Origin of the sequence: Parasaccharibacter apium (genome assembly GCF_002917995.1) — a bacterium.
GTDB classification, from domain to species: Bacteria; Pseudomonadota; Alphaproteobacteria; order Acetobacterales; family Acetobacteraceae; genus Bombella; species Bombella apis.
Window position 1 is genome coordinate 92,126 of sequence record NZ_LMYH01000003.1, and the last position, 24,084, is coordinate 116,209.

16 protein-coding genes are annotated in these 24,084 nt (G+C 59.2%); 1 reads left to right on the forward strand and 15 read right to left on the reverse strand.

Features of this window, described 5'->3' with window-relative positions:
- Positions 1-100: 100 nt before the first annotated feature.
- The 15 genes from rpsG to ASO19_RS01200 all read right to left on the reverse strand — a co-directional run bounded on the left by rpsG (position 101) and on the right by ASO19_RS01200 (position 23,067).
- A complete protein-coding gene (gene rpsG, locus ASO19_RS01130; RefSeq protein WP_043557827.1) occupies positions 101-577 on the reverse strand; it encodes a 30S ribosomal protein S7 in 477 nt (158 codons plus the stop codon).
- Positions 578-589: 12 nt separating this feature from the next.
- A complete protein-coding gene (gene rpsL / locus ASO19_RS01135) occupies positions 590-961 on the reverse strand; it encodes a 30S ribosomal protein S12 (RefSeq protein ID WP_023979007.1) in 372 nt (123 codons plus the stop codon).
- A 321-nt stretch (positions 962-1,282) separates the two neighbouring features.
- Entirely contained in the window at positions 1,283-5,599 is a 4,317-nt protein-coding gene (gene rpoC, locus ASO19_RS01140) for a DNA-directed RNA polymerase subunit beta' (protein WP_043557824.1), read from the reverse strand.
- A gap of 82 nt (positions 5,600-5,681) precedes the next feature.
- Positions 5,682-9,848: a DNA-directed RNA polymerase subunit beta gene (rpoB, locus tag ASO19_RS01145; RefSeq protein WP_103765220.1), complete on the reverse strand. Its 4,167-nt coding sequence runs from the start codon at positions 9,846-9,848 to the stop codon at positions 5,682-5,684.
- Between the two features lie 229 nt (positions 9,849-10,077).
- A complete protein-coding gene (gene rplL / locus ASO19_RS01150) occupies positions 10,078-10,452 on the reverse strand; it encodes a 50S ribosomal protein L7/L12 (protein ID WP_043557822.1) in 375 nt (124 codons plus the stop codon).
- Positions 10,453-10,514: 62 nt separating this feature from the next.
- Entirely contained in the window at positions 10,515-11,039 is a 525-nt protein-coding gene (rplJ, locus tag ASO19_RS01155; protein ID WP_043557820.1) for a 50S ribosomal protein L10, read from the reverse strand.
- 269 nt (positions 11,040-11,308) lie between these two features.
- Entirely contained in the window at positions 11,309-12,001 is a 693-nt protein-coding gene (rplA, locus tag ASO19_RS01160; RefSeq protein WP_043558313.1) for a 50S ribosomal protein L1, read from the reverse strand.
- A gap of 4 nt (positions 12,002-12,005) precedes the next feature.
- Entirely contained in the window at positions 12,006-12,440 is a 435-nt protein-coding gene (gene rplK / locus ASO19_RS01165; protein ID WP_043557819.1) for a 50S ribosomal protein L11, read from the reverse strand.
- Positions 12,441-12,560: 120 nt separating this feature from the next.
- Entirely contained in the window at positions 12,561-14,168 is a 1,608-nt protein-coding gene (locus ASO19_RS01170) for an efflux transporter outer membrane subunit (RefSeq protein ID WP_043557818.1), read from the reverse strand.
- On the reverse strand, positions 14,168-15,529 hold the full coding sequence (locus ASO19_RS01175) for an efflux RND transporter periplasmic adaptor subunit (protein WP_052348862.1): 1,362 nt from the start codon (positions 15,527-15,529) through the stop codon (positions 14,168-14,170). Before ASO19_RS01175 ends, ASO19_RS01170 begins: the two co-directional genes overlap by 1 nt.
- Positions 15,526-18,705, reverse strand: a complete 3,180-nt coding sequence (locus tag ASO19_RS01180) for an efflux RND transporter permease subunit (protein ID WP_043557817.1) — start codon at positions 18,703-18,705, stop codon at positions 15,526-15,528. The genes ASO19_RS01175 and ASO19_RS01180 overlap by 4 nt, the downstream gene beginning before the upstream one ends.
- Positions 18,706-18,977: 272 nt before the next feature.
- Positions 18,978-20,411, reverse strand: coding sequence for a sensor histidine kinase (locus tag ASO19_RS01185; RefSeq protein ID WP_043558309.1), 1,434 nt, complete (start codon positions 20,409-20,411; stop codon positions 18,978-18,980).
- Positions 20,398-21,129: a response regulator transcription factor gene (locus ASO19_RS01190; RefSeq protein WP_052348917.1), complete on the reverse strand. Its 732-nt coding sequence runs from the start codon at positions 21,127-21,129 to the stop codon at positions 20,398-20,400. The genes ASO19_RS01185 and ASO19_RS01190 overlap by 14 nt, the downstream gene beginning before the upstream one ends.
- 52 nt (positions 21,130-21,181) lie before the next feature.
- Positions 21,182-22,366 carry a BaiN/RdsA family NAD(P)/FAD-dependent oxidoreductase gene (locus tag ASO19_RS01195; protein ID WP_103765282.1) on the reverse strand — a complete coding sequence of 395 codons (1,185 nt, stop codon included), beginning with the start codon at positions 22,364-22,366 and terminating at the stop codon, positions 21,182-21,184.
- A gap of 32 nt (positions 22,367-22,398) precedes the next feature.
- The gene (locus ASO19_RS01200) at positions 22,399-23,067 is read right to left on the reverse strand and encodes a glutathione S-transferase family protein (protein ID WP_043557811.1); all 669 of its coding nucleotides are present in this window, start codon (positions 23,065-23,067) and stop codon (positions 22,399-22,401) included.
- Between the two features lie 157 nt (positions 23,068-23,224).
- Here ASO19_RS01200 and minC point away from each other — a divergent pair, with 157 nt between their 5' ends.
- Entirely contained in the window at positions 23,225-23,935 is a 711-nt protein-coding gene (gene minC / locus ASO19_RS01205; protein ID WP_103765221.1) for a septum site-determining protein MinC, read from the forward strand.
- Positions 23,936-24,084: the final 149 nt, after the last annotated feature.

Sequence of the window (24,084 nt, forward strand, 5' to 3'; positions counted from 1 at the left end):
TCCAAAACCTTGACCCACAAGGGCCAGAGGTATGACTGAAACTTCATGCTGGCCACTCTGGAAACCAGAAAATGGCCAGAAGCCTTATTACCGGTAAAAATTACCAGCGATAATGACTGAATGCCTTATTGGCTTCAGCCATACGGTGAGTGTCTTCCCGCTTCTTGACGGCTGCACCGCGGTTGTTCACCGCGTCCATCAACTCATTGGAAAGACGGTCCTGCATGGTGTTCTCACCACGCTTGCGGGACGCCTCAATCAGCCAGCGGATAGCCAGCGCCTGACGGCGTTCTGCACGAACCTCTACCGGAACCTGATAGGTCGCACCACCAACACGGCGGGAACGGACCTCAACGGCCGGCTTTACATTATCCAGTGCTGAGTGGAACATGGCCACCGGGTCCGCAGAAGACCCGCCACGCTTACGCAACACTTCCAGTGCTCCATAAACGATGCGTTCAGCAGTAGATTTCTTACCATCATACATCAGCGCATTCATGAAGCGCGTAATGACGGCATCTCCGAATTTTGGATCGGGAAGGATCTCACGCTTAACAGCGCGATGACGGCGACTCATTCCAAATACCCCTTATTTCGGCCGCTTTGCGCCATACAGCGAACGGCGCTGACGGCGTTTTGCGATACCCTGCGTATCCAGCACACCACGAAGAATGTGGTAACGCACACCGGGAAGATCCTTCACGCGACCACCGCGGATCAGAACAACGCTATGCTCCTGGAGGTTGTGCCCCTCACCCGGAATATAGCTCACCACCTCATACCCGTTGGTCAGACGCACCTTGGCGACCTTACGCAGGGCGGAGTTCGGTTTTTTCGGCGTTACAGTATAAACACGTGTGCAAACACCACGCTTCTGCGGACATCCCTGCAGAGCAGGAACCTTGTTCCGCTTTGCGGCCGGCTCACGGCCCTTTGCGATCAACTGGTTGATGGTCGGCATGCGCCCTTCCCAATCCTTGTCCATATGCTGACGGGGAAACCCCCGCCACGACATTCCGTTCTAACCGACATGCGGCTGAACCGCCTGTCTTCGCACGATTGCACAGAAGAAAGGAAAGAATCTTCCCTCCTCCAAAGCTACTTGCCTCTGGACTTAACCTTTTTTTCCAAGAAACAAAAGTAGTGCCAGATGCTATTTTTTATTCTGGGACGATTCCTTCACCTTAACAGGCGGGAACTGTCTAAGGCGCGGACCCTAAGTTGGGTTGGCCCGAGAGTCAAGCCTCTCTGCCATAACAGAGAGGCTTGACCCCAGAATTCCTCACTCAGCAGCGTCTTCTACCTCAGCTCTCCCCTTATCGAGGCGAGCCGGGGCCTGGTCTGCTGCAAGATTACGCAGACGCCGCATGGCACCGCCCGTCCCTGCCGGGATGAGACGGCCCACGATCACATTCTCCTTCAGGCCACCAAGCGTATCGATTCTGCCAGATGTGGCGGCATCGGTAAGCACACGCGTTGTCTCCTGGAAGGAGGCCGCAGAGATGAAGGACTGCGTCTGTAGAGACGCCTTGGTAATACCCTGAAGGATCGGCATGGCCTTTGCCGGCTCACGCCCCTGCTCCAGAAGCATCCTGTTGTCCCGCTCGAACTCGATCCGGTCCACAGTCTCACCAATGAGATAGGTGGAATCACCCGGCTCCAGAACCTCAACCTTCTGCAACATCTGACGGACGATCACTTCAATATGCTTGTCGTTGATCTTCACGCCCTGCAGGCGATAGACGTCCTGAATCTCATTGACCAGATAGTCGGACAGGGCTTCCATCCCCATGACCTTGAGGATGTCATGCGGCACACGGGGACCATCGACCAGCGGGTCACCCTTCTGGACAAAGTCACCTTCCTGCACGGAAATATGCTTGCCTTTGGGTATCAGGTAATCCGTCCGCTCACCCGTCTCGTCATTATGTACGATGACACAACGCTTCGACTTGTAGTCCTTGCCGAACTCGATGCGGCCATCACCTTCGGCAATGATCGCATGGTCCTTCGGACGGCGGGCTTCGAACAGCTCGGCCACACGTGGCAGACCACCGGTAATGTCACGGGTCTTGGAACCCTCGCGCGGAATACGGGCCAGCACATCACCGGCATGGACCACGGCCCCATTCTCCACGGACAGAATACTGTCAGGAGACAGGAAGTAGCGGGCCTCGTTGCCATTGGCGAGACGGACCACATTGCCATCCGCATCCTTGAGCTGGAGGCGGGGACGCAGATCAACACCCTTGGCGGCCTGCTTATAGTCCACGACAACACGTGAGGTCAGACCGGTCACCTCGTCAACCCGCTCGACCAGCGTGATGCTGTCGATCAGGTCCTGATATTCGACCGTCCCAGCCTGCTCCGTGATGATCGGCAGCGTGTAGGGATCCCACTCTGCCATCTTGTCACCACGCTTGACCTCCTGCCCTTCGGACACCATCAGGCGGGCACCGTAAGGCACACGGTAGCGGGCCTTCTCCGCCCCGGTTTCGTCAATCAGCAGAATCTCACAGTTCCGGGACATGACCACAGGAACGTTCTGGGAATTCTGGACGACGTTGCGGTTACGGATGGTCACCTTGCCGTCACGGAAAGCCTCGACCATGGACTGCTCGGCACCACGGGTCGCCGCACCACCAATGTGGAAGGTACGCATCGTCAGCTGCGTTCCCGGCTCACCGATGGACTGGGCAGCGATCACGCCAACGGCTTCACCGATGTTGACCGGCGTACCACGGGCCAGATCACGGCCATAACAATGAGCGCAGATGCCTGCCTTGCTGTCACAGGTCAGGACAGAGCGAATTTCCACCGCTTCAATCCCGGCACCTTCGAGCATCTCGACATCAGCTTCTTCCAGCAGACGGTTGCGCTCCAGCAGTTTCTCACCCGTCATCGGATGGAACACATCCTGGGACAGGGTCCGCCCGAGGGCACGCTCTGCCAGAGAAGCCACGACCTCACCGCTATCCGTCACCGCACGGACAACGAGGCCACGCTCGCTACCGCAATCAGTTTCGGTAATGATGCAGTCCTGCGCCACGTCGACAAGACGACGTGTCAGGTAACCAGAGTTGGCGGTCTTCAGCGCCGTATCAGCCAGCCCCTTACGGGCACCATGGCTGGACGTGAAGTAATCGAGAACTGACAGACCTTCTTTAAAGTTGGCCACAATCGGCTGCTCGATGATCTCACCAGACGGCTTCACCATCAGGCCGCGCATACCGGCAAGCTGCTTCATCTGGGCCGGTGACCCACGGGCCCCGGAATGGCTCATCATCCAGACAGAGTTTGTCGGCTTGCCCGGTACCTGCTTGGAAATCTCCTTGAGCATGGCCGCCTGCACTTCATCCGTACAGCGGGACCAGGCATCCACCACCTTGTTATAGCGCTCACCAGCGGTGATCAGACCTTCCTGATACTGCTGCTCGAACTCCTTCACCTCTTCGGTGGTTTTGTTGACCAGAGTGGTCTTTTCGGCTGGAACGATCATGTCGTCCTTGCCGAAGGAGATGCCAGCCTTGGCAGCGTGGCGGAAACCAAGAGCCATGAGACGGTCACAGAAAATGACAGCCTCTTTCTGCCCGCAGTGACGATACACGGTATCAATCACGTCGGACACCAGCTTCTTCGTCAGCTGACGATTGATCAGGCTGAACGGAATGGCCGGATGCTTCGGCAGGATCTGGGCAATCAGGGCGCGACCCGGTGTCGTCAGGATCATCTGACGGACCGGCTTGCCTTCCTCATCCTGAGCATCCAGACGCAGACGGATCTTGTCATGAAGCTTCAGCGCACCGGAAAGCAGGGCCGCCTCAATCTCGGCCACGGCCGCATAGGCAGGCGGAGCCGCCTTGATGACCTTGCCATCCTTGATCTCGGCTTCATCCGGCGTCAGACGGTACTCGGGCACCTCGAGGCTCAGATAGTACAGGCCAAGCACGATGTCCTGGGAAGGCACAATGATCGGCTTGCCGTTGGCCGGGCTGAGGATGTTGTTGGTGGACATCATCAGCACACGGGCTTCCAGCTGGGCTTCCAGCGAAAGCGGTACGTGCACGGCCATCTGATCACCGTCAAAGTCCGCATTGAAGGCGGTGCAGACCAGCGGGTGCAGCTGGATGGCCTTGCCTTCCACGAGGCTCGGCTCAAACGCCTGGATGCCGAGACGGTGCAGGGTCGGCGCACGGTTCAGCATCACCGGATGTTCACGGATGACCTCTTCGAGGATATCCCAGACTTCCGGACGCTCTTTCTCGACCATCCGCTTTGCGGCCTTGATGGTCGTGGCGTGCCCGTACTTCTCCAGCTTGGAATAAATAAAGGGCTTGAACAGCTCCAGCGCCATCTTCTTGGGAAGACCACACTGATGCAGCTTCAGCTCCGGCCCCACCACGATCACGGATCGGCCGGAATAGTCAACACGCTTGCCGAGCAGGTTCTGACGGAAGCGGCCCTGTTTCCCCTTCAGCATGTCGGACAGGGACTTCAGCGGACGCTTGTTGGCCCCGGTGATGGCACGGCCACGGCGGCCATTGTCGAACAGCGCATCAACGGCTTCCTGCAGCATGCGCTTTTCATTGCGGACAATGATGTCCGGCGCACGCAGCTCGATCAGCCGCTTCAGACGGTTGTTACGGTTGATGACACGGCGATACAGGTCATTCAGGTCGGAGGTGGCGAAACGCCCACCATCCAGCGGCACGAGCGGACGCAGCTCCGGCGGAATCACAGGCACGATGTCCATGATCATCCATTCCGGACGGGCACCACTCTCGACGAAGGATTCGACCATCTTGAGGCGTTTGACCAGCTTCTTGCGGGCTGCCTCGGATGTCGCCTTGCGCAACTTCTTGCGCATGACCGTTTTTTCCGAATCGCCGTCCATCACCTCGGCGTCGTAATCGAACGGATCCGGCTCGCCACGCTCCCGGGCAGCACGGCTCAGCTCGGCCTCCTGAGCGTTCGGCAGACCCCAGTCATAGCTGGACAGCGCACGCTTGATGGCCTCGGCACCGATACCGACATCCAGACCGTCATCAGCGAATTCATCCATCAGCTCTTCGCAACGGATTTCATCCAGCAGATACTGGTCACGACGCTTGCCGTGCTTGTAGGACTCGACCTGATCGGACTCGCAGACGCCCTTGTCGAGCACCAGGAACTTCTCGAAATACAGGACCGGCTCAACATCCTTGAGCGGCAGGTCCAGCATCGTGGCAATGCGGCTCGGCAGGGACTTCAGGAACCAGATATGAGCGACAGGTGAAGCAAGGTCGATATGGCCCATCCGCTCACGGCGGACCTTGGCCAGCGTCACCTCGACACCGCACTTCTCACAAACGATCCCACGGAACTTCATCCGCTTGTACTTGCCACAGAGGCACTCGTAATCCTTGGTCGGACCAAAAATCCGGGCACAGAACAACCCGTCACGCTCCGGCTTGAAGGTACGGTAGTTGATCGTCTCCGGTTTTTTGATCTCGCCATAGGACCATGAGCGGATCTGCTCACTGGAGGCGAGCTGGATGCGGATCTGGTCAAACGTGCCTGACTGACCAGACTGACCCAGAATCTTCATGAGTTCGTTCATTTGCCGAAACCCCACTGTGCCGGGCGGCGTCCCGCCGGCACGTTAAACATGAACAATGAAGAAGAAGCGGAAAGCACTGCCCTCACAGCCCTCCCTGCTCAAGTTCGACATTCAGACCAAGCGACTTCAGTTCCTTCACCAGAACGTTGAAGCTCTCTGGAATACCAGCTTCAAAGTCGTCCTGCTCACGAACGATCGCCTCATACACCTTCGTCCGGCCGGACACATCGTCCGATTTCACCGTCAGCATTTCCTGCAGCGTGTAGGCAGCACCGTAAGCCTCCAGTGCCCAGACCTCCATCTCACCGAAACGCTGACCACCGAACTGGGCCTTACCACCAAGCGGCTGCTGGGTGACCAGCGAGTAAGGACCGATCGAGCGGGCATGAATCTTGTCATCAACAAGGTGATGCAGCTTCAGCATGTAGATGTAGCCCACCGTGGACTGACGCTCGAACTTCTCGCCCGTACGCCCGTCGATCAGCTGGGACTGACCACTCTCGCTGACACCAGCCTTCTTCAGCATCTCCTCGATGTCAGGGATGGAGGCACCATCAAACACCGGAGTTGCGATCGGCACGCCCTTGCGCAGGTTGTTGGCCAGCTCGATCAGCTGATCGTTGTCCATCGTGGCGATATCTTCATCGAAGATCTTCTCACCATAGACATCTTTCAGACGGTCCAGCAGCTCCTGCCGACGCTCACCCGTGCGCTGATATTCATCAACCATCGCACCGATGCTCTGGCCGATATTGGCACAGGCCCAGCCCAGATGCGTCTCCAGAATCTGCCCCACATTCATGCGGGACGGCACGCCCAGAGGATTCAGCAGCAGATCAACCGGCTGACCATTCTCGAGGAACGGCATGTCCTCGACAGGAACGACACGGGACACCACACCCTTGTTACCGTGACGGCCAGCCATCTTGTCACCCGGCTGAAGCTTGCGCTTCACGGCAATGAAGACCTTGACCATCTTCATCACACCAGGCGGCAGCTCGTCACCACGCTGGAGCTTCTCGACCTTGTTGTCGAAGCGGTTGTTGATGCGCTTGATGGCACCATCAAACTCACGGCACAGCGTTTCCAGCTCGGCCATGACAGCCACGTCGGCAACAGGAATGTTGCGCCACGTCACACGGGGATGCTCACCCAGCAGCTCGGCCGTGATCGGTGTGCCAGCCCGCACGCCCTTGAAGCCTGCAGCAGCTTCCTGCCCGACCAGACGCTCCTTGAGGCGGTTGTAGAAACTGCGCTCCTGGATGGCACGCTCGTCATCACGGTCCTTGGCCAGACGCTCGATCTCGGCCCGCTCAATGGCCATGGCACGCTCGTCCTTGTCCACACCACGGCGGGAGAAGACACGGACATCAACCACCGTCCCGCTCGTGCCCGGAGGCAGCTTGAGGGAGGTGTCACGTACATCAGAGGCCTTTTCACCGAAGATGGCACGCAGAAGCTTTTCTTCCGGTGTCATCGGGCTTTCACCCTTCGGCGTCACCTTGCCGATCAGGATGTCACCCGGATTGACCTCGGCACCGACATAGACAATGCCGGCCTCATCGAGGTTGCGCAGGGCTTCCTCACCGACATTCGGGATGTCACGGGTGATTTCTTCCTGACCCAGCTTGGTATCACGGGCCATGACCTCGAACTCTTCAATGTGAATTGAAGTGAAGATGTCATCCCGGGCGATACGCTCGGAGATCAGGATGGAGTCCTCGAAGTTGTACCCGTTCCACGGCACGAAGGCCACGAGCACATTACGGCCCAGAGCCAGCTCACCCAGTTCGGTGGACGGACCATCAGCGATGATGTCACCGGCAGCGACCAGATCGCCAACCTTCACCAGCGGACGCTGATTGAGGCAGGTAGACTGGTTGGAACGCATGTATTTGCGCAGACGGTAGATGTCCACGCCCTGGGTGGCCCCCTGCTCGTCCGTCGCACGGATCACGATACGGGCACCATCCAGCTGGTCCACCACACCGCCACGCTTGGCAATGATGGTCGCACCAGAGTCGTGCGCCACAGGGCCTTCCATGCCGGTACCGACCAGCGGGGCATCAGCCTTCACCAGCGGCACGGCCTGACGCTGCATGTTGGAACCCATCAGCGCACGGTTGGCGTCGTCGTTTTCTAGGAACGGAATAAGCGCAGCAGCCACGGAAACCAGCTGCTTCGGCGACACGTCACAGGCGGTAACCTGTTCCGGCGGCACAAGACGGAAGTCACCGGTCTGGCGGACAGCCACCAGCTCATCCGTCAGACGATTGTCGCTCTGCTTGGCATCGGCCTGCGCCACCAGAAGGCGTTCTTCCTCCATGGCGGAGAGATACTTCCAGCCGTCCTGGAAAACGCCATCCTTCACCAGACGATACGGCGTCTCGATGAAGCCGTACTTGTTCACCTTGGCATAAGTGGCCAGGGAGTTGATCAGACCGATGTTCGGCCCTTCCGGCGTCTCGATCGGGCAGATACGGCCATAATGGGTCGGATGAACGTCACGGACTTCAAAGCCTGCACGCTCACGGGTCAGACCGCCCGGACCAAGGGCCGACAGGCGACGTTTATGTGTCACCTCGGAGAGCGGATTGGTCTGATCCATGAACTGGCTGAGCTGGGAGGAACCGAAGAACTCACGTACGGCAGCAGCAGCAGGCTTGGCGTTGATCAGGTCATGCGGCATGACCGTGTCAATATCGACAGAGCCCATACGCTCACGGATGGCACGCTCCATGCGCAGCAGGCCGATGCGGTACTGGTTCTCCATCAGCTCGCCGACGGAACGGACACGACGGTTACCGAGGTTGTCGATGTCATCGACCTGACCACGACCATCCTTGAGATCGCAGAGAATCTTGACCGTCCGCAGGATGTCTTCCTTGCGCAGCGTCCGCAGCGTATCGGGCGCATCCACATCCAGCCGCATGTTCATCTTTACACGGCCAACGGCAGACAGGTCATACCGGTCCTGCGAGAAGAACAGACCATGCAGCATGGCTTCTGCCGTCTCACGGGTCGGCGGCTCACCAGGGCGCATGATGCGATAAATATCGATCAGCGCCTCTTCCCGCGTGGTGTTCTTGTCCGCCATCAGGGTGTTGCGGATCCACGGGCCATGCGTCCCGTCAATTGCGAGAAGCGGAAGCTCCTTCAGGCCCAGCTCTTCCAGCTCGGCCAGTTTCTCTTCCGTCAGCTCCTCGCCAGCCTCGGCATAGATTTCACCGGTCTTTTCATTGACAAGGTCATGGGCAATGAAGCGACCCAGAATATCCAGACGCCCCACCTGCACAACACGGGTCTTCTCGGCGATCTTGCGAACGACACGGGCTGTCAGTTTGGTCTCGGCATCTGCCACAACCTCGCCGGTATCAGCATCCACCAGCGGGCTGAGCAGCTTCAGGCCACGGAAGGCATCCGGCTCAAACGGGCGGGCCCACTCGCCACCCATGCGGGTGAAGGGCACGACATCGTAGAAAGTGGAGAGAATCTCGTCCTCATCCATACCGGCAACTTCGAGTGTATCGACGTCACCACCCTCGGCCAGCTTGGCTTCACGAGCCTTGAGGTAATTGTCACCTTCCAGTGCATAGAGCAGCGTGGTAACCGGCAGCTTGCGCTTGCGGTCGATGCGGACATGGATGATGTCCTTGGCATCGAACTCGAAATCGAGCCAGGAACCACGGTAAGGGATGATACGGGCAGCAAAAAGATACTTCCCGGAAGAGTGTGTCTTGCCCTTGTCGTGATCGAAGAACACGCCGGGACTACGATGCATCTGGGAAACGATGACACGTTCCGTCCCGTTGATGATGAAGGTCCCGTTGTCCGTCATGAGCGGCATGTCGCCCATATAGACCGGCTGCTCCTTCAGGTCGTGAATGGAGCGGGTCCCCGTATCCTCGTCAATATCCCACGTTGTCAGACGCAGAATGACCTTCAGCGGGGCCGCATAGGTCAGGCCACGCTGGATGCACTCTTCCACATCGTATTTCGGTTCTTCGAATTCATAATACTGGAAATCCAGCCGCCCACGGCCAGCAAAATCATGAATCGGAAAAACTGAACGGAACACCTCCTGAAGGCCAGCCGGCTCCCGGCTGTCGGGGCGCACATTCATCTGCAGGAAAGCTTCATAGGAAGCCCGCTGCACGTCAATCAAATTAGGCATCGGCGCAATTTCGGGAATGCGCCCGAAGCTCTTGCGGATCCTCTTACGCCCTGTGAACGATTTTGTGATCGCCATCTTATCCTGCCTCTGAACCAGACCTTCAAGTCGTCCGCTATGTGACCATCCCATTAACCCCATGGAATATCAGACGACTTGAACGGCTGGCTTAATCCTGTCTATGACGCGTGACGGAATGCCTTACTATAGACAACTTCCCTGTCAACGGCAAATGGGGCGGGCACCATAAAGCACCCGCCCACTCGCTCCAACGGCTCCCCCAAAGGGGACCGCATGGATACAGCTCTTACTTGATCTCGACGGTAGCGCCGTTCTCTTCCAGAACCTTCTTGATCTTCTCGGCCTCGTCCTTCGTGGCGCCTTCCTTGATGGTCTTCGGAGCGCCCTCGACCAGGTCCTTGGCTTCCTTCAGGCCCAGACCCGTGATGCCACGGATTTCCTTGATGACGTTGATCTTCTTGTCACCAGCCTTGGCCAGAACAACATCGAACTCTGTCTTCTCGGCAGCAGCTTCACCACCAGCAGCCGGAGCAGCAGCAACAGCAGCAACCGGAGCAGCAGCGGAAACGCCCCACTTCTCTTCGAGCAGCTTGGACAGCTCGGCAGCTTCCAGAACGGAGAGAGCGGACAGTTCGTCAACCAGTTTTGCCAGATCGGCCATGATAATATCCTCTAAGATGCGTAAATGTCAGGCGGCGTCGCTCATGCGGGCCACCCCGTTAATCAAGCGGCTTCCGTGTCGCCTGTTCTGGCATAGGCACCAAGAACGCGAGCAAGCTGCCCAGCCGGAGCCTGGGTGACGCCTGCGATGCGGGTTGCCGGGGTACTGATCATACCAACCAGCTGTGCACGCAGCTCGTCCAGAGATGGCAGGGAGGCCAGTGCCTTGACGCTATCAGCCGTAAGGGTCTGATTGCCAAGGGCACCACCAAGTACCACCAGCTTGTCATTCTTCTTGGCGAACTCGACCAGCACCTTCGCCACGCCAACCGGCTCATCCGACCAAGAAATGGCCGTCGGGCCTTTAAGCAGCGGCGCAATGCCGTCGAACTGGGTCCCATCCAGAGCACGGCTGACCAGCCGGTTCTTCGCAACCCTGTATGTCGCACCTACAGCGCGGATGTTGCGGCGCAGTTCTGTCGCATCGGCAACCGTCAGACCCAGATTCTGGGTGACGACAACCATGGACGTGCTACCAAACACCTTGCTGAGGGACTCGACAAAGGCCCGTTTTTCCGTACGGTCCAAAACCTGTCTCCTCGTTAGTCCGATTGCTCGGACCAGGTTACCCATAGGCCCTGCCCTACCCAAAGGCACAACAGAGCCCGCTCGCCTGTCCATGATAAGGAAGACCGCATCGCACCCAGAGGGCCTGATACGCTCTGCCCGTCTCACGCCTGCGCCCGAAAAGGGCTTTAAGGGATGACACCCACATGCGTTCTAGGACAGGAAAGGAGCAGCCTGGGCTGCTCCAGAACACCACCCTGGAGGGTGGCGATTCCATGATCTCCCCTCAATCAGCCTTCAAAGCTGGAGAGATCAATACGCACACCTACCCCCATTGTGGAGGAAAGTGAAGCCTTTTTCAGATAAGTCCCCTTCGCACCGGACGGACGGGCCTTCTGGAGTGCGTCCACCAGAGCCTTCACGTTCTCAGCCAGCTGGGACTCGGAGAAAGAAGCCTTACCGACGCCAGCATGAACGATACCGGCACGCTCGGCACGATATTCCACCTGACCGGACTTGGCAGCCTCAATGGCACCCTTGACGTCCATCGTCACGGTACCGAGACGGGGGTTCGGCATCAGGCCGCGCGGACCAAGAATCTTACCCAGACGTCCAACCAGAGCCATCATGTCCGGGGTGGCAATGCAGCGATCGAACTCGATCTCACCAGCCTGCACCTTCTCGGCCAGGTCTTCCGCACCGACAACCTCGGCCCCGGCGGCGGCAGCTTCCTCAGCCTTCGGGCCACGGGCGAACACACCGACACGCAGCGTCTTGCCCGTACCGTGCGGCAGGGAGATCAGACCACGGACCATCTGGTCAGCATGACGGGGATCAACACCGAGACCGATGGAGAATTCAACCGTCTCATCGAACTTGGCCGTTGCGTTGCTCTTCACCAGAGCGACAGCGTCGTTCAGGGAGTACAGCTTGTCACCATCAACCTTGGCGCGCAGGGCGGCAATACGTTTGTTCTTGGCCATGTTCTCAGCCCTCCACCACATCAAGACCGATGGAACGGGCAGACCCTGCCAGCATACGCACGGCACCATCGATGTCGTTTGCGTTCATGTCCTGGAACTTCTTCTCAGCAATCTCACGCAGCTGGGATGTCGTCACGGACCCGACGGAAGACGCACGGCCAACCGTCTGGGAACCCTTGGTGATCTTCGCTGCCTTCAGCAGGAAGTAGGTGTTCGGCGGCGTCTTCGTAATGAAGGTGAAGGTACGGTCCGCATAGGCGGTGATCACGACCGGGATCGGCATCCCCGGCTCAAGACCCTGCGTCTTTGCGTTGAATTCCTTACAGAACTGCATGATGTTCAGACCGCGCTGACCCAGCGCCGGACCGACCGGCGGAGACGGGTTAGCCTTGCCAGCCGGAATCTGCAGTTTGATGTAGCCAACTACTTTTTTGGCCATATCCGGGACTCCCTAATTTACAGTTCCCGAACCGTGGTTGAGACGGCAGGGATCATCCCCGCCTCCCACGTTCGACTGAGAGGGTGCCTAGACCATTCCCCCCATACCGTCAAGCAGGAATCAGGGGTGCGCTGGCACGGCAGCTGCCCCCGTCAGGTCACGTTCCGCAACGGGTGGTTCGATCTCAGAACCCTTCTGCGGGGTTCCCACCGGCACCTCACCGGCGGGGCGGGCATGGTGCAGCCCCTCATACTGCAACGGCCCAATCGGATCGATGCTCTTTATGTCCGGCAGGAGCCTGTCCGACCAGCCGCCGCCAAGGGCACGGATGAGCCTGACCGTGGACTGGAGCTGCCGTGTCTGCGCCTGCACCTCCAGCAGGCGGGCCTTCAGCGCATCCTGCTGGGCCACCAGTGCATCCAGATAGTTCGTCAGCCCCCCCGTATAAAGAGCCATCGTCATGGCCTGTGTCCGCAGTGCAGCATCCACTGCCTGATGCTGCTGGAGCCGTTCCTGATGGTACAGGGCTGTCTGGCTCAGCCCATCCTCAACATCCTGAAAGGCCGCCAGAACCGTCGCCCGATAGGCGTCCACGCGTTCCCGATATTGCGACCAGGCCCGTTGCAGGGCCGCACGCCGCATCCCCCCCGTGAAAAGCGGCTCCACAGCCTGCACGGCCACCCGCCAGAACGCCTTGGAGATGCTGGCCAGATCAAACCCAGCATCCTCGAAGCCACCCGTCGCACTGATGGTGATATGGGGATAGAAAGCTGCCCGGGACACACCAATGGCCCGTGCAGCGGCAGCCATCTGCCGCTCGCTCATGGCCACGTCGGGCCGTCTCTCCAGCAGTGTGGATGGGATACCTTCCTTCACCCGGATGGTATCAAAATGCAGCCGGAAATCCTTGACCGGCTGGATGTGGAAACTGGCAGGCACCATGTTCACCATGACAGCAATGGCATGTTCCTGCACCTGCCGGGTCGCCTCCAGATAGCTCCTTGCCGCCTGTGCGGAGTACAGCTCATTCTCCGCACGGGAGACATCCAGCCCCGCACCAATGGCCCCACCCTGCCGCAACCTCGTGATCTCCACGGCCGTACGGAAATACCGGATGGAATCATCATAAACAGCCAGCTGGGCATCAATCCCACGCAGTGCCATGTAGTTTGATGCCAGCTCGGCCTGGAGACTCAGCCTCGTCAGTGCATATTCAGCAGCCCCGGCCTGCGCCAGATTTTTCTGCATGTGCGTCTGGTTGCGGATGGCATCCCAGAAATCCGGCTCCCACGTGGCGGCACCGCTATAGGCGACGTTGGATTCATAAATGGGCGTATTGTTGCTCCGCCGCAGGAAGAGCCGCCCATCAGACTGCTTGTTCCGGCTCATCTGCGCCCCACCGGCCAGCTGCGGATACAGACGACTTTCCGTCTCACGGGCGATGTCACGCTCCTGCGTGAAAACCTCCGCCGCTGCCTGAAGGTCCGGATTATAGACGTTCAGCCGCTCTTCCAGCTCATCAAGCTGGGGATCGTGGAACAGCTTCCACCATTCTCCCCGCACGACTGCATCGGCCGGCTTGGCATCCCCCATGATGCCTTTGCCTGCCCACCCCTCCGGGTAAATGAAATGTGGCCTGTGATAGTTCGGAGCCAGATCACATGATGTCAGAAAAAAAGAGAGCCCTCCTGCCAGAAGGGAGACTGTCTTCCACACCCCTGTTGCCATCAGTGCTGCCCCTGTTCCTGTCTGACAGGCGCAGAATCGGATGCCGTTGCCCCTCTTTCGCCCGGCTTTGCCTGATCATCAGGGCTGTTTTCCTCCGGTGGTGGCATCGCACCGACACGCCTCAGATCATTCGATGTCACATTCGGCACTGGCTTCTCAGTATCCTTGGGTTTGACATCATTATATCCACGGGTGGGTGTCACAACCCGGACCTCATCACCATCCAGCATGTCGGCTGTCGGATTGGCCACAATCTCATCATCCAGGGACATGCCGGAAAGAACCTGTGTCGTCATGCCAAAATTCGTACCGACCTGCACAGTCTCCAGCCGGACATGATGATTCACAACCTTGGCCACCTGCATCCCCTGGGCACGGAAGATGAGAGCACTGGTAGGCACGATCAGCACGTTCGGGTCGCCAGGAGCCTGGATATGCGCCGTGGCATAAGAATTGGGCCAGAGCAGTCCATCAGGATTGTCCAGCACCAGCTCGGTCGTCACGGTCCGGGTTGCAGCATTGAAGGCATTGGCCGTGGCCAGAAAACGGGCCTTGAACACACGCCCCGGATATTGTGGCACGCTGAGCTCCGCACTGATGCGGGGCGAAATGACACTGGCAAAATCCTGCGGTACCGATACGAACACACGGATCCGATGCACATCCGCCACGGAAAACAGCTCGGCGATCGCCCCCCGTGAATTGAGATTGCCCCCGGCCGCGTTCACATAATCCCCGACATTGACCAGACGGGACGTCACGATCCCATCAAAAGGGGCTACGATACGTTTGAAATTCTCCAGCGCCTCCACCCGTTCAACTTCATGGGCGGCAGCGTCAAGCTCGGCCTTCTGGGCAGCGGCATTGGCAGCCTGCACATCCACCTCCTGCCGGGAGACGGCCTGTGTCCCCCGCAGGGCTGTCCAGCGCTGCGTGGTAATCAGCGCCAGTTTGTAACGGGCATTGATGACCTCATAATGCGCCTTGGCCGCCGCGTACTGGGCATCAATGCTCGGTGTGCTGACCTCCGCCAGAAGGTCGCCCCGCTTCACATGGGCCCCGTAATCCTTGTACCACATCTTCACATAACCAGAGACCTGCGCATAGATCGGCGCCTCATACCAGGCTGCCAGATTGGCAGGCAGGTCCACGGTCCGGGTGGCAGGACCCGGCTGCGCCTTTATCAGCACGACACGGGCAATGGCACTGTCCTGCGTCTCCCGCACCAGCTCTCTCCTGTGCAGGGCACGCTGTACAAGCCCCAGTACAACCAGCCCTGCAAGCACCGCCAGAAGGATGAGAATCAGCAGGCGCCCCCTGCCACGAGCCGGAGATGGAGTCTGATGGGGGGACGGATTCATGAAGGTTCTCCTTCTGGAGTGGCCCGGTCACTCTTCGGGGCACCACCATGGATCAGGGCAAAAACGCAGGGGACAAACAGCAGCGTAGCCACCGTGGCCATCATCAGCCCGCCGATCACGGCCTTGCCCAGTGGCGCATTGGAGGAATTGCTGATGGACATGGGGATCATGCCGATCATCATGGCAAGGGCTGTCATCAGCACGGGCCGGATGCGTTCAAATCCGGCTTCCGAGGCGGCAAGAACGGCATTGCCGTGTTCCTCCAGCCGCTCCCGGGCAAAAGCCACAACCAGCACGGCATTGGCCGTGGCTGTCCCCATGCACATGATGGCCCCTGTCAGCGCCGGAACGGACAGGGTCGTATGGGTCAGGAACAGGCTCCACGCAATCCCGCCCAGAGCGGCAGGCAGAGCCATGACAATGACGAACGGATCCAGCCACGACTGAAAGTTCACGACAATGATCAGATAGACCAGCACGATGGAAAGCAGCAGCCCGCCAATCAGCTGGACATAAGCATTGTTCATCGTCACGACCTGCCCACGCACCACCATGCTGGACCCATGCGGCAGGTCAGGCCGGACGCTTTCCACCTCCCGGTTCACAGCACGGGACAGAGCCCCGAGGTCGATCCCCTCTGCCGCCACGTAGATGTCAAACACCGGCATGATGTTGTAATGGGAGACTTCCGCCGGTGTCCCTGTCTGTTCGATATGGCTGACACCACCCAGTATCTGCATGGTCCCGTTCTGCGGGTTGCCATCCCCCTTGTCGAGCGGCATCTTCTCCAGGTCATTGAGGGTCTGGAGATACATGGCCGGGGCCTGCACGTCGATCAGCTGTGAAGTGCCCTGCGGGTTGAGGTAATAAGTCTGCCCGACCTGCGAACTCCCCGAAAGGGTTGTCAGCACATTGAAGGCGATATCACGCTCCGTGATGCCGGTGCCCATGGCGAAACTGCGATGGGCATTGATGAGCATGGTCGGCTGGGTCATGGGTTGCTGGACACTGACATCCACCGCACCGGGAATTCTGCGCAGACGCTGGGCCAGACGGACGGCGAAGGCATAATTATGCTGGAGATCCCGCCCGACAATCTGGACATCAATGGGAGATGGCAGGCCAAAATTGAGAATCTTGGCTGTCAGATCGCCCGGCTGGAAGGTGAAGCCTATCCCCGGGAAAGCCGTGCTGAGGGCCGTACGCAGGCGCTTGCGGTATTCGGCGATCGGACTTTCATCATCCTCCAGCTGAATGGTGACATCACAGTCCTGTGTTCCTGTCGTGGGAGAGGGCACCATGGCCTGGTTCATCTGGCTCATCGGCAGGCCGCAGTTATTGACGATCAGCTTCACCTGACCCGGCAGGGCCTCACGGATTTTCTTTTCAATCAACCCGCTGAGTTTGGCACTTTCCTCAATACGGGTTCCGACCGGAGCCCGGAAATGCATCTGCATGGTCCCGGATTTGATCTCCGAGAAAAAATCCTGCCCGACAAAGAAAAGCAGAAGAAGAGACGCCAGCGCACCGGAGAGGAAAAGAATGATGAACCGGGTCCGTATCGCCAGTACGGCCAGAAGAACATCATGATAACTTTGGCGGAACCGCTCGAAATATGCCTCAAACCTCTCCTGGAACCTGCCAAAGAAACCCTTTTTCCGGCTGGCATGGTCAGGATGGCGCTGCTGCTCCACCTGTGCGGCCAGAAGCCAGTTCGCCATCGTCGGGACGAGCGTTCTGGAAAGAACGAAAGAGGCGATCATCGCAAAAATGATGGCCTCGGCCATCGGCATGAACAGCCATCCCGCCACACCTGTCAGCTCAAAGAGCGGGAACCAGACAATGCAGATGCAGGTGGTCGAAACGAATGTCGGGATGACGATCTGGTTGGCAGCATCGACAATGGCAGGCTCAAGCTCCTTGCCCATATGAAGGTGGGCATCAATATTCTCGATCATCACCGTGGCATCATCCACGAGAATACCGACAGCCAGAGCCAGACCGCCCAGCGTCATCACATTGATGGATTGCCCGGCCAGGCTGAGGCCAATCAGAGCCGAAAGCATGGCCAGCGGAATGGAAACCGCTACGATCACGGTCGAACGCCACGACCCCAGAAAGAGCAGAACCGTCAGGCTGGTCAGGATGGCAGCGGTGATCATTTCCCGCACCACATCGACCACGGATTCCTTCACGAAGCTGGATGCATCGGTGAGAATATCCATGCTTGTGCCGGGGGGAAGCGTCTTCTGGATATCCGGCAGAAGTTTCTTCACCCCGCTCACCACATCCAGCGTGGAAGCGTTCCCGCTCTTCAGGATGACGATCATCACCGCCTGCTTGCCTCGCACCAGCACGGCGTTCGTCTGCGGCGGCCCACCCTTGTGGACCCAGGCCACATCCCGCAGATAGATGACGGAATTACCCACCTGCTTGATGGGCATCCGGTTGAAAGCGGCAATATCCATGGGGGCAGAATTGGTCCGCACCATGAAATCCATGGCACCGACCTTCTGATCCCCGGCCGGAAGCACGATATTCTGCCTGTTCAGGGCGCTGGCCACATCCACGGCAGAGAGACGGTGCGCCAGAAGCTTCACCGGGTCGATATCCACCATGATGTCCGCTGCCACACCACCATAAGGATTGGGGATGGCCGTCCCCGCTACGGAAACCAGCTCCGGCCGTATGAGGTTGGAGGCCATGTTATAGACCTCCGAAGCGGACATGTTGGGATTGTTGACCTGCAGGGTCAGGACAGGGACGGATGATGCATCCAGTGCCAGAATGAGCGGCGGCGTGGCCCCGGTGGGCAGCTGCTTGATGACCGTCTGGGACACGGAAGTGATCTGCGTCTGGGCAACGCTGGTATCCGTACCGGGCTGGAAGAAGATTTTGACAATCCCACGCCCGTAATAGGAGTTGCTCTCAATGTGCTCGATATTGTTGACGGTCGCCGTCAGGGCGCGCTCATAATAATAGACGATACGGCCGGAGACTTCCTCTGGCATCAGCCCTGTATAGGACCAGACAGCTGCCACCGTCGGAATCCTGATGTTGGGGAACACGTCCGTCGGCGTGCCCAGGATGGCCCTCACCCCGAAAATCAGGATCATGATGGACATGACCACAAACGTATAGGGCCGCCGCAGGGCGGTCAGAACAATGGCATTCATGACGGGCAGGACCCCATGTCGGATAGGGGCAGTCCCAGCATGAAGGCCCCCTCACCCATCCCCGCTTTCATTCGATAGGCTGTCTTCTCTGTCTCGATACTGCTGGGCAATCTGTCTCTCCACCTGGACGGGCCACAGGTGCCCGAAGGCCCCAACCCTGCGTCCGGGGGATTATAACGACGCAACCCAAAGAAAAAATGCTTTTCATCTGAAAAGATTTTTAAGAACACGGTTCCGTTACCAGCCTTTTATCTGCCACGGCCCATCACACCTCACCCTGCGCACTGGGCCTGTTCAGGAACCGGGAAAACAAGACGGAACACGGTTCCGCTGCCAACATCCCCCTGACGGTTCTCATCAATCACGAGACGGGCCTCATGCAGCCGGACGATGGCCGCCACAAGGCTCAGCCCCAGCCCGCTGCCGGGCACGTGGCGGCTCTTGTCTGCCCGGTAGAAGCGGCCCATCACGGCATCACGCTCCTCCACCGCAATACCAACCCCGGTATCCCGCACCTCGAACCACGGTTCCCCCAGCTCGTTCCGCCCTGCCCGTAGAGTGACAGCTCCCCCCTCCCCCGTGAATTTCAGAGCATTGTCCAGAAGATTGGCCAGAACCTCGTTCAGCAGGTCGGCATCCCCCCAAAGCTCCACGGGGCCTTCATGAGGTATCACGGACAGGGTCAGCCCCTGCGTTTCTGCATTGGGCTCGTACAGATCAGCCATGTCGGCAATGAGAGGCATGATATCCATGCGCCTGAAACCAGCCCTGCGCTGACCATTTTCAATCTCCCCGATCCTCAGCAGGGCCGTAATGACAGAAAAACACTGCTCGAGATCCCTCTGGCACAAAGCCATTGCCTGCTCGAAGCGGAGCTCCTCCTCCGGGGTCGATGTCAACGCCTGTACAAAACCGTTCAGGCGATCCAGCCGGGCCTGGACACGGGCCAATGGTGTACGGAGATCATGGGCAATGTCGTTGCCAACATCCCGCATTTCACCCATCAGCTGCTCCAGACGATCCAGCATTCTGTTGACCGACCCGGCAAGACGGTCAAGATCATCATGACCGCGCCCGACAGGCAGGCGCTCCCGAAGCTGCCCCTTGACGATCTGCTCGATGGAATGATGCATCTTGGTGATGCGCCCCAACGCACGGCGGCTGAGGATCATCCCCGCCATGAGAGCAAACAGTACGACCGGAACCATGGAGAACAGGGCGCATTGCCGGGCCACACGCCGCAGCTCATCCACCATGTGGCGGGAGCGCCCCAATACCAGAAGGCGGGTCTTCCCCGGCTGCATCCCCGGCACTTCCACCACAAGAAAGCGCATGACCGTCACGGAATGATCCGGCAGGACAAAGGAGAGATTCTGGGTAGAAGGACTGGCCGTAAGCCCTGCGGGCCACGTTGTCATGTCCCCGGCTATGGGGTGATGGTCCCTGTCGAACAGGGCGGCAGCATTCAGGAAGATGCGCAGCTCGCTCGTGCTGCGTTCTTTCAGCCGGACCTCCAGATCACCCGGGGCCTCCTGCATCAGGACCGAAGCAGAACGGCGCAGCAGGTCGTTGGTGCGCAGCTGCTCATAAGTACTGATCTGCCCATAAAGCAGGATCAGCTCCAGCAGCATCCCCAGCACGACGACACAGACAAGCCCCAGCGTCAACCGGAACGCCGCCGTGCGAAACAGGTCACTCCGGGACACGCAGGCAGAACCCGGCACCACGGATGCTGTGGATCAACGGCTCCTCGCCATCCCGGTCCACCTTGCGACGCAGCTTGCCGATATGCACGTCCACCAGATTGGTGCGGGGGACGAACCGGTAATTCCAGACATCCTCCAGCAGCATGGTCCGGGTCAGCACCGTATTGGGGCGGCGGATCATGTATTCCAGCAGCCGGAACTCCCGTGGCAGAAGGTCGATCTCCCGCCCGTCCCGTCGCACCCGCCGTTCCAGAAGGTCCATCTCCAGCGGCCCCAGCTTCAGCATGGAGGTACGGCCATAGATGGGACGGCGCAGCAGGGCTTCCAGCCGGGCGGCCAGCTCTTCCATCACGAATGGTTTTGTCAGATAATCGTCCCCGCCCGCCTTCAGGCCACTGATGCGGTCATCCACGGCTGACAGGGCCGACAGGACCAGAACCGGCATGGTCATGCCCTGCTCCCTCAGGGTCTCCAACACGCTCAGCCCGTCCATGCCCGGCAGCATGCGGTCCATCACCAGCAGGGCATAATCATCCCGGCGGGCCATCTCCAGCCCCTCGGTCCCTGTTGCTGCACGTGAAACCTCATAGCCACGCCCGCACAGATCCCCCACGATCTCTTCCGCAAGACTGTCGTCATCCTCGACAAGAAGGAGCTTTACCGGGGCCTGTCCCTCACCCTCCAGCGGAGCATCGCTGGGCCATGGCTGCCGTTCCATCTTCTTCATCTTCTTTTCCGCCGCCATCGCATCGCCCCTCCTCTGGCCACCATCACACACCAGACCGCCCTGCCGCAGCCTGTCCGGCCGCCACGCCACTGGCCCAGGCCCACTGGAAATTGTACCCTCCCAACCAGCCTGTCACATCCACGGCCTCTCCGACAACATACAGCCCCGGTACCGTGCGGGCCTCCATGGTCTGGGAGGACAGGTCTCTCGTATCCACACCGCCCCGCATGACCTCTGCCTTGGCGTAACCCTCCGTACCCGCCGGGTGGAGAACCCAGTCACTCACCTGCGCTGCCAGGGCACGCACCGCCTTCGCTGGCTGTTCCGCCAGCGGGCGGTCATCCAGCATTCCAGCAACCAACACCTTCACCAACCGGGCGGGCAGGGCCTCCAGCAGGGCGGGCGCATGAGCCTTCGGGCGCTGCTGGCAGATACCCCGCATATCCTCATGAACATCACGCCCCGGAGCCAGATTCAGGCGCAGGGCTTCATGCCCGTCCCACCATGACGATATCTGAAGGATGGCCGGGCCGGACACACCCCGATGGGTGAAGACCATCCCCCCCGTGAAGACCGGCTTCTTCCGCCCGGCCAGCGAAGCCGTGACCTGAAGGGACACACCGGCAAGATTCGGCTGGGCCGCTTCAAGACGAAAGGGCACGAGGGCCGGAGCGGGTGGCACAATCCGCAGGCCGAACTGCCGGGCCAGCTTCAGGGCAATGTCGGTGGCGCCCAGCTTGGGCAGGGCCAGCCCCCCCGTTGCCAGAATGATGGACCGTGCCCGCACCGGCCCCTGTGATGTCTCCAGTGTGAAACTGTGACCATCATGGCTCACATCACTCAGGGAACAGCCCAGCTGGAACGTAACCCCGCCAACCCGACATTCATCTTCCAGCATGGAAACAATCTGCCGGGCCGATTCATCGCAGAAAAGCTGTCCCTCTTCCTTCTCATGCCAGCGAATGCGGTATTTCTCGACAAGGGACAGAAAATCCTGCGGGCGGTACCGGGCCAGAGCGGAGCGGCAGAAACGGGGATTTTCAGAGCGGTAATATGTCCAGTCCGCCTTCAGGTTGGTGAAATTGCACCGCCCACCACCAGAAATGAGAATTTTCCGCCCCGGCTGATCGGCATGGTCCAGAAGGACAGTCCGTGCGCCCCTCTGCCCTGCCGTGGCAGCCGCCATCATGCCAGCTGCCCCCGCCCCCATGACGGCCACATCCCACATCACCATGTCTGCCCCACGCCCTTCATGACCCGTCAGAAATCAAGATCGGCATAATGGGCAGGTGGCTTCACGCCGCTGACACGGTCACCCAGAAGATCACGGAAACAGGGGCGGGACTTTATGCGGGCGTACCAGTCCCGCACGCACGGAGCCCGGCGCCAGTCGATATCACCCAGAAAATCCAGGGCGGAAATATGGGCCGCAGCCGTAAAATCTGCCGCTGTCAGAACAGAACCCCCCAGCCATGTCCGTGTTTCGGCCAGATAGCCAATGTAATCCAGATGGAAACGGAGATTCTTGTACCCTGCCTGAAGAATCTTCCCATCAGGATGCCCCTGCCCGAAAAGACGCTTCTCCACCTTTTCCCCCAGAAGGTTGACCATGACTTCCTGCTGGAAGAGCCGCTCAAACCAGTCCATGAGGCGGCGGACTTCCACCCGTTCAGCCAGATTGCGCCCCAGAAGAGAGGTCTCCGGGTAGGCATCCTCCAGATATTCGGCAATCACACGCCCGCCAGGCACGACCATGCCACTGTCCTCCACCAGAACGGGCACCTCGCCTGCCGGATTCAGTTCGTGAAACCGTTCGTTCTGCTCCCACGTCTTTTCCACGACGAGCTCAAACGGCAGCTTCTTCTCTGCCAGCATGAGCCGCACAAAACGCGATTGCGGAGACAGGGGTAAGTGATGCAGTATACGCATATGTTTTTCCTACGGCATTTTTGCATCAGGGAACAGAGACCATTCCAATCAGTCCAGACACAACCACGGTGATCCACAGTTCATGTCCAGCCCATCAGCATCTCCGTCGTTTCATCCGTCAGATGCGTCCGCAGTGCAAGCCCCAGGTACCAGCAGAATGACCATCCGTGCCCGGGGCCGGTCTTTCCTGGCACTCATTCTCTCCCCAGAAGCCCCGCTGAAGGACTGGCTGGCCGGACTGGATGAGCATATGAGGCGCGCCGCCGGATTCTTCAACCGCCAGCCCGTCATTCTGGACCTCAGCCTGCTGGATGAAAATACGGAAGGACTGGCCGGTTTCCAGCAGGAACTGCGCCAGCGCCATATCCATCTGATCGGCATTGAGGGGGGAGATCGCCACTGGGCAGCCCTCCAGTCATGGGAGTGGCCCATCGAACTCCAGGGCGGGCGCCCGAGCGGGCCCGTGAACCTGCCCGATGGCGAAGAGCCGCAGGCGGCCGAGCCCGCCACTGCGAACCTGAGCGAACCGCTCATCATCAACCGGGTCGTACGCTCTGGCCAGTCCATCCAGAATCCCGATGGGGACGTCATCGTGCTGGGGGCCGTCTCCTCTGGTGCGGAGATCATTGCCGGTGGGTCCATCCACGTTTACGGGCCGTTGCGCGGGCGGGCCATTGCCGGGGTGGACGGCCATCCCCAGGCCCGCATCTACACCGCCAAGATGGAGGCCGAACTGCTCGCCATTGACGGTTTCTACATGGTGGCCGAAGAAATGCCGGAAGACTCCGTGGGGAAAGCCGCACAGGTCTATCTGGAACAGGAACGGCTGAATGTGACTCCCCTTCAGGCAGGGACTGTCAAAATATGACTTTTTCCTTTTTTGAAAAAAGAAAACTGCCCACTTGTGATACAGAATGTCTTATCAATGCTTAATCATCACTGTAGAGTATGAAGCAACAAGGTAAGGTTCCCTTTTACTGAACCTTAATCATCTGCAATAATGTCCACAAATAAGGC

Coding starts and splice junctions, on each gene's coding strand:
- rpsG (WP_043557827.1), bottom strand. CDS start 577: ATGAGTCGCCGTCATCGCGCTGTTAAGCGTGAGATCCTTCCCGATCCA.
- rpsL (WP_023979007.1), bottom strand. CDS start 961: ATGCCGACCATCAACCAGTTGATCGCAAAGGGCCGTGAGCCGGCCGCA.
- rpoC (WP_043557824.1), bottom strand. CDS start 5,599: ATGAACGAACTCATGAAGATTCTGGGTCAGTCTGGTCAGTCAGGCACG.
- rpoB (WP_103765220.1), bottom strand. CDS start 9,848: ATGGCGATCACAAAATCGTTCACAGGGCGTAAGAGGATCCGCAAGAGC.
- rplL (WP_043557822.1), bottom strand. CDS start 10,452: ATGGCCGATCTGGCAAAACTGGTTGACGAACTGTCCGCTCTCTCCGTT.
- rplA (WP_043558313.1), bottom strand. CDS start 12,001: ATGGCCAAGAACAAACGTATTGCCGCCCTGCGCGCCAAGGTTGATGGT.
- rplK (WP_043557819.1), bottom strand. CDS start 12,440: ATGGCCAAAAAAGTAGTTGGCTACATCAAACTGCAGATTCCGGCTGGC.
- ASO19_RS01170 (WP_043557818.1), bottom strand. CDS start 14,168: ATGGCAACAGGGGTGTGGAAGACAGTCTCCCTTCTGGCAGGAGGGCTC.
- ASO19_RS01175 (WP_052348862.1), bottom strand. CDS start 15,529: ATGAATCCGTCCCCCCATCAGACTCCATCTCCGGCTCGTGGCAGGGGG.
- ASO19_RS01180 (WP_043557817.1), bottom strand. CDS start 18,705: ATGAATGCCATTGTTCTGACCGCCCTGCGGCGGCCCTATACGTTTGTG.
- ASO19_RS01190 (WP_052348917.1), bottom strand. CDS start 21,129: ATGGAACGGCAGCCATGGCCCAGCGATGCTCCGCTGGAGGGTGAGGGA.
- ASO19_RS01195 (WP_103765282.1), bottom strand. CDS start 22,366: ATGTGGGATGTGGCCGTCATGGGGGCGGGGGCAGCTGGCATGATGGCG.
- ASO19_RS01200 (WP_043557811.1), bottom strand. CDS start 23,067: ATGCGTATACTGCATCACTTACCCCTGTCTCCGCAATCGCGTTTTGTG.
- minC (WP_103765221.1), top strand. CDS start 23,225: ATGACCATCCGTGCCCGGGGCCGGTCTTTCCTGGCACTCATTCTCTCC.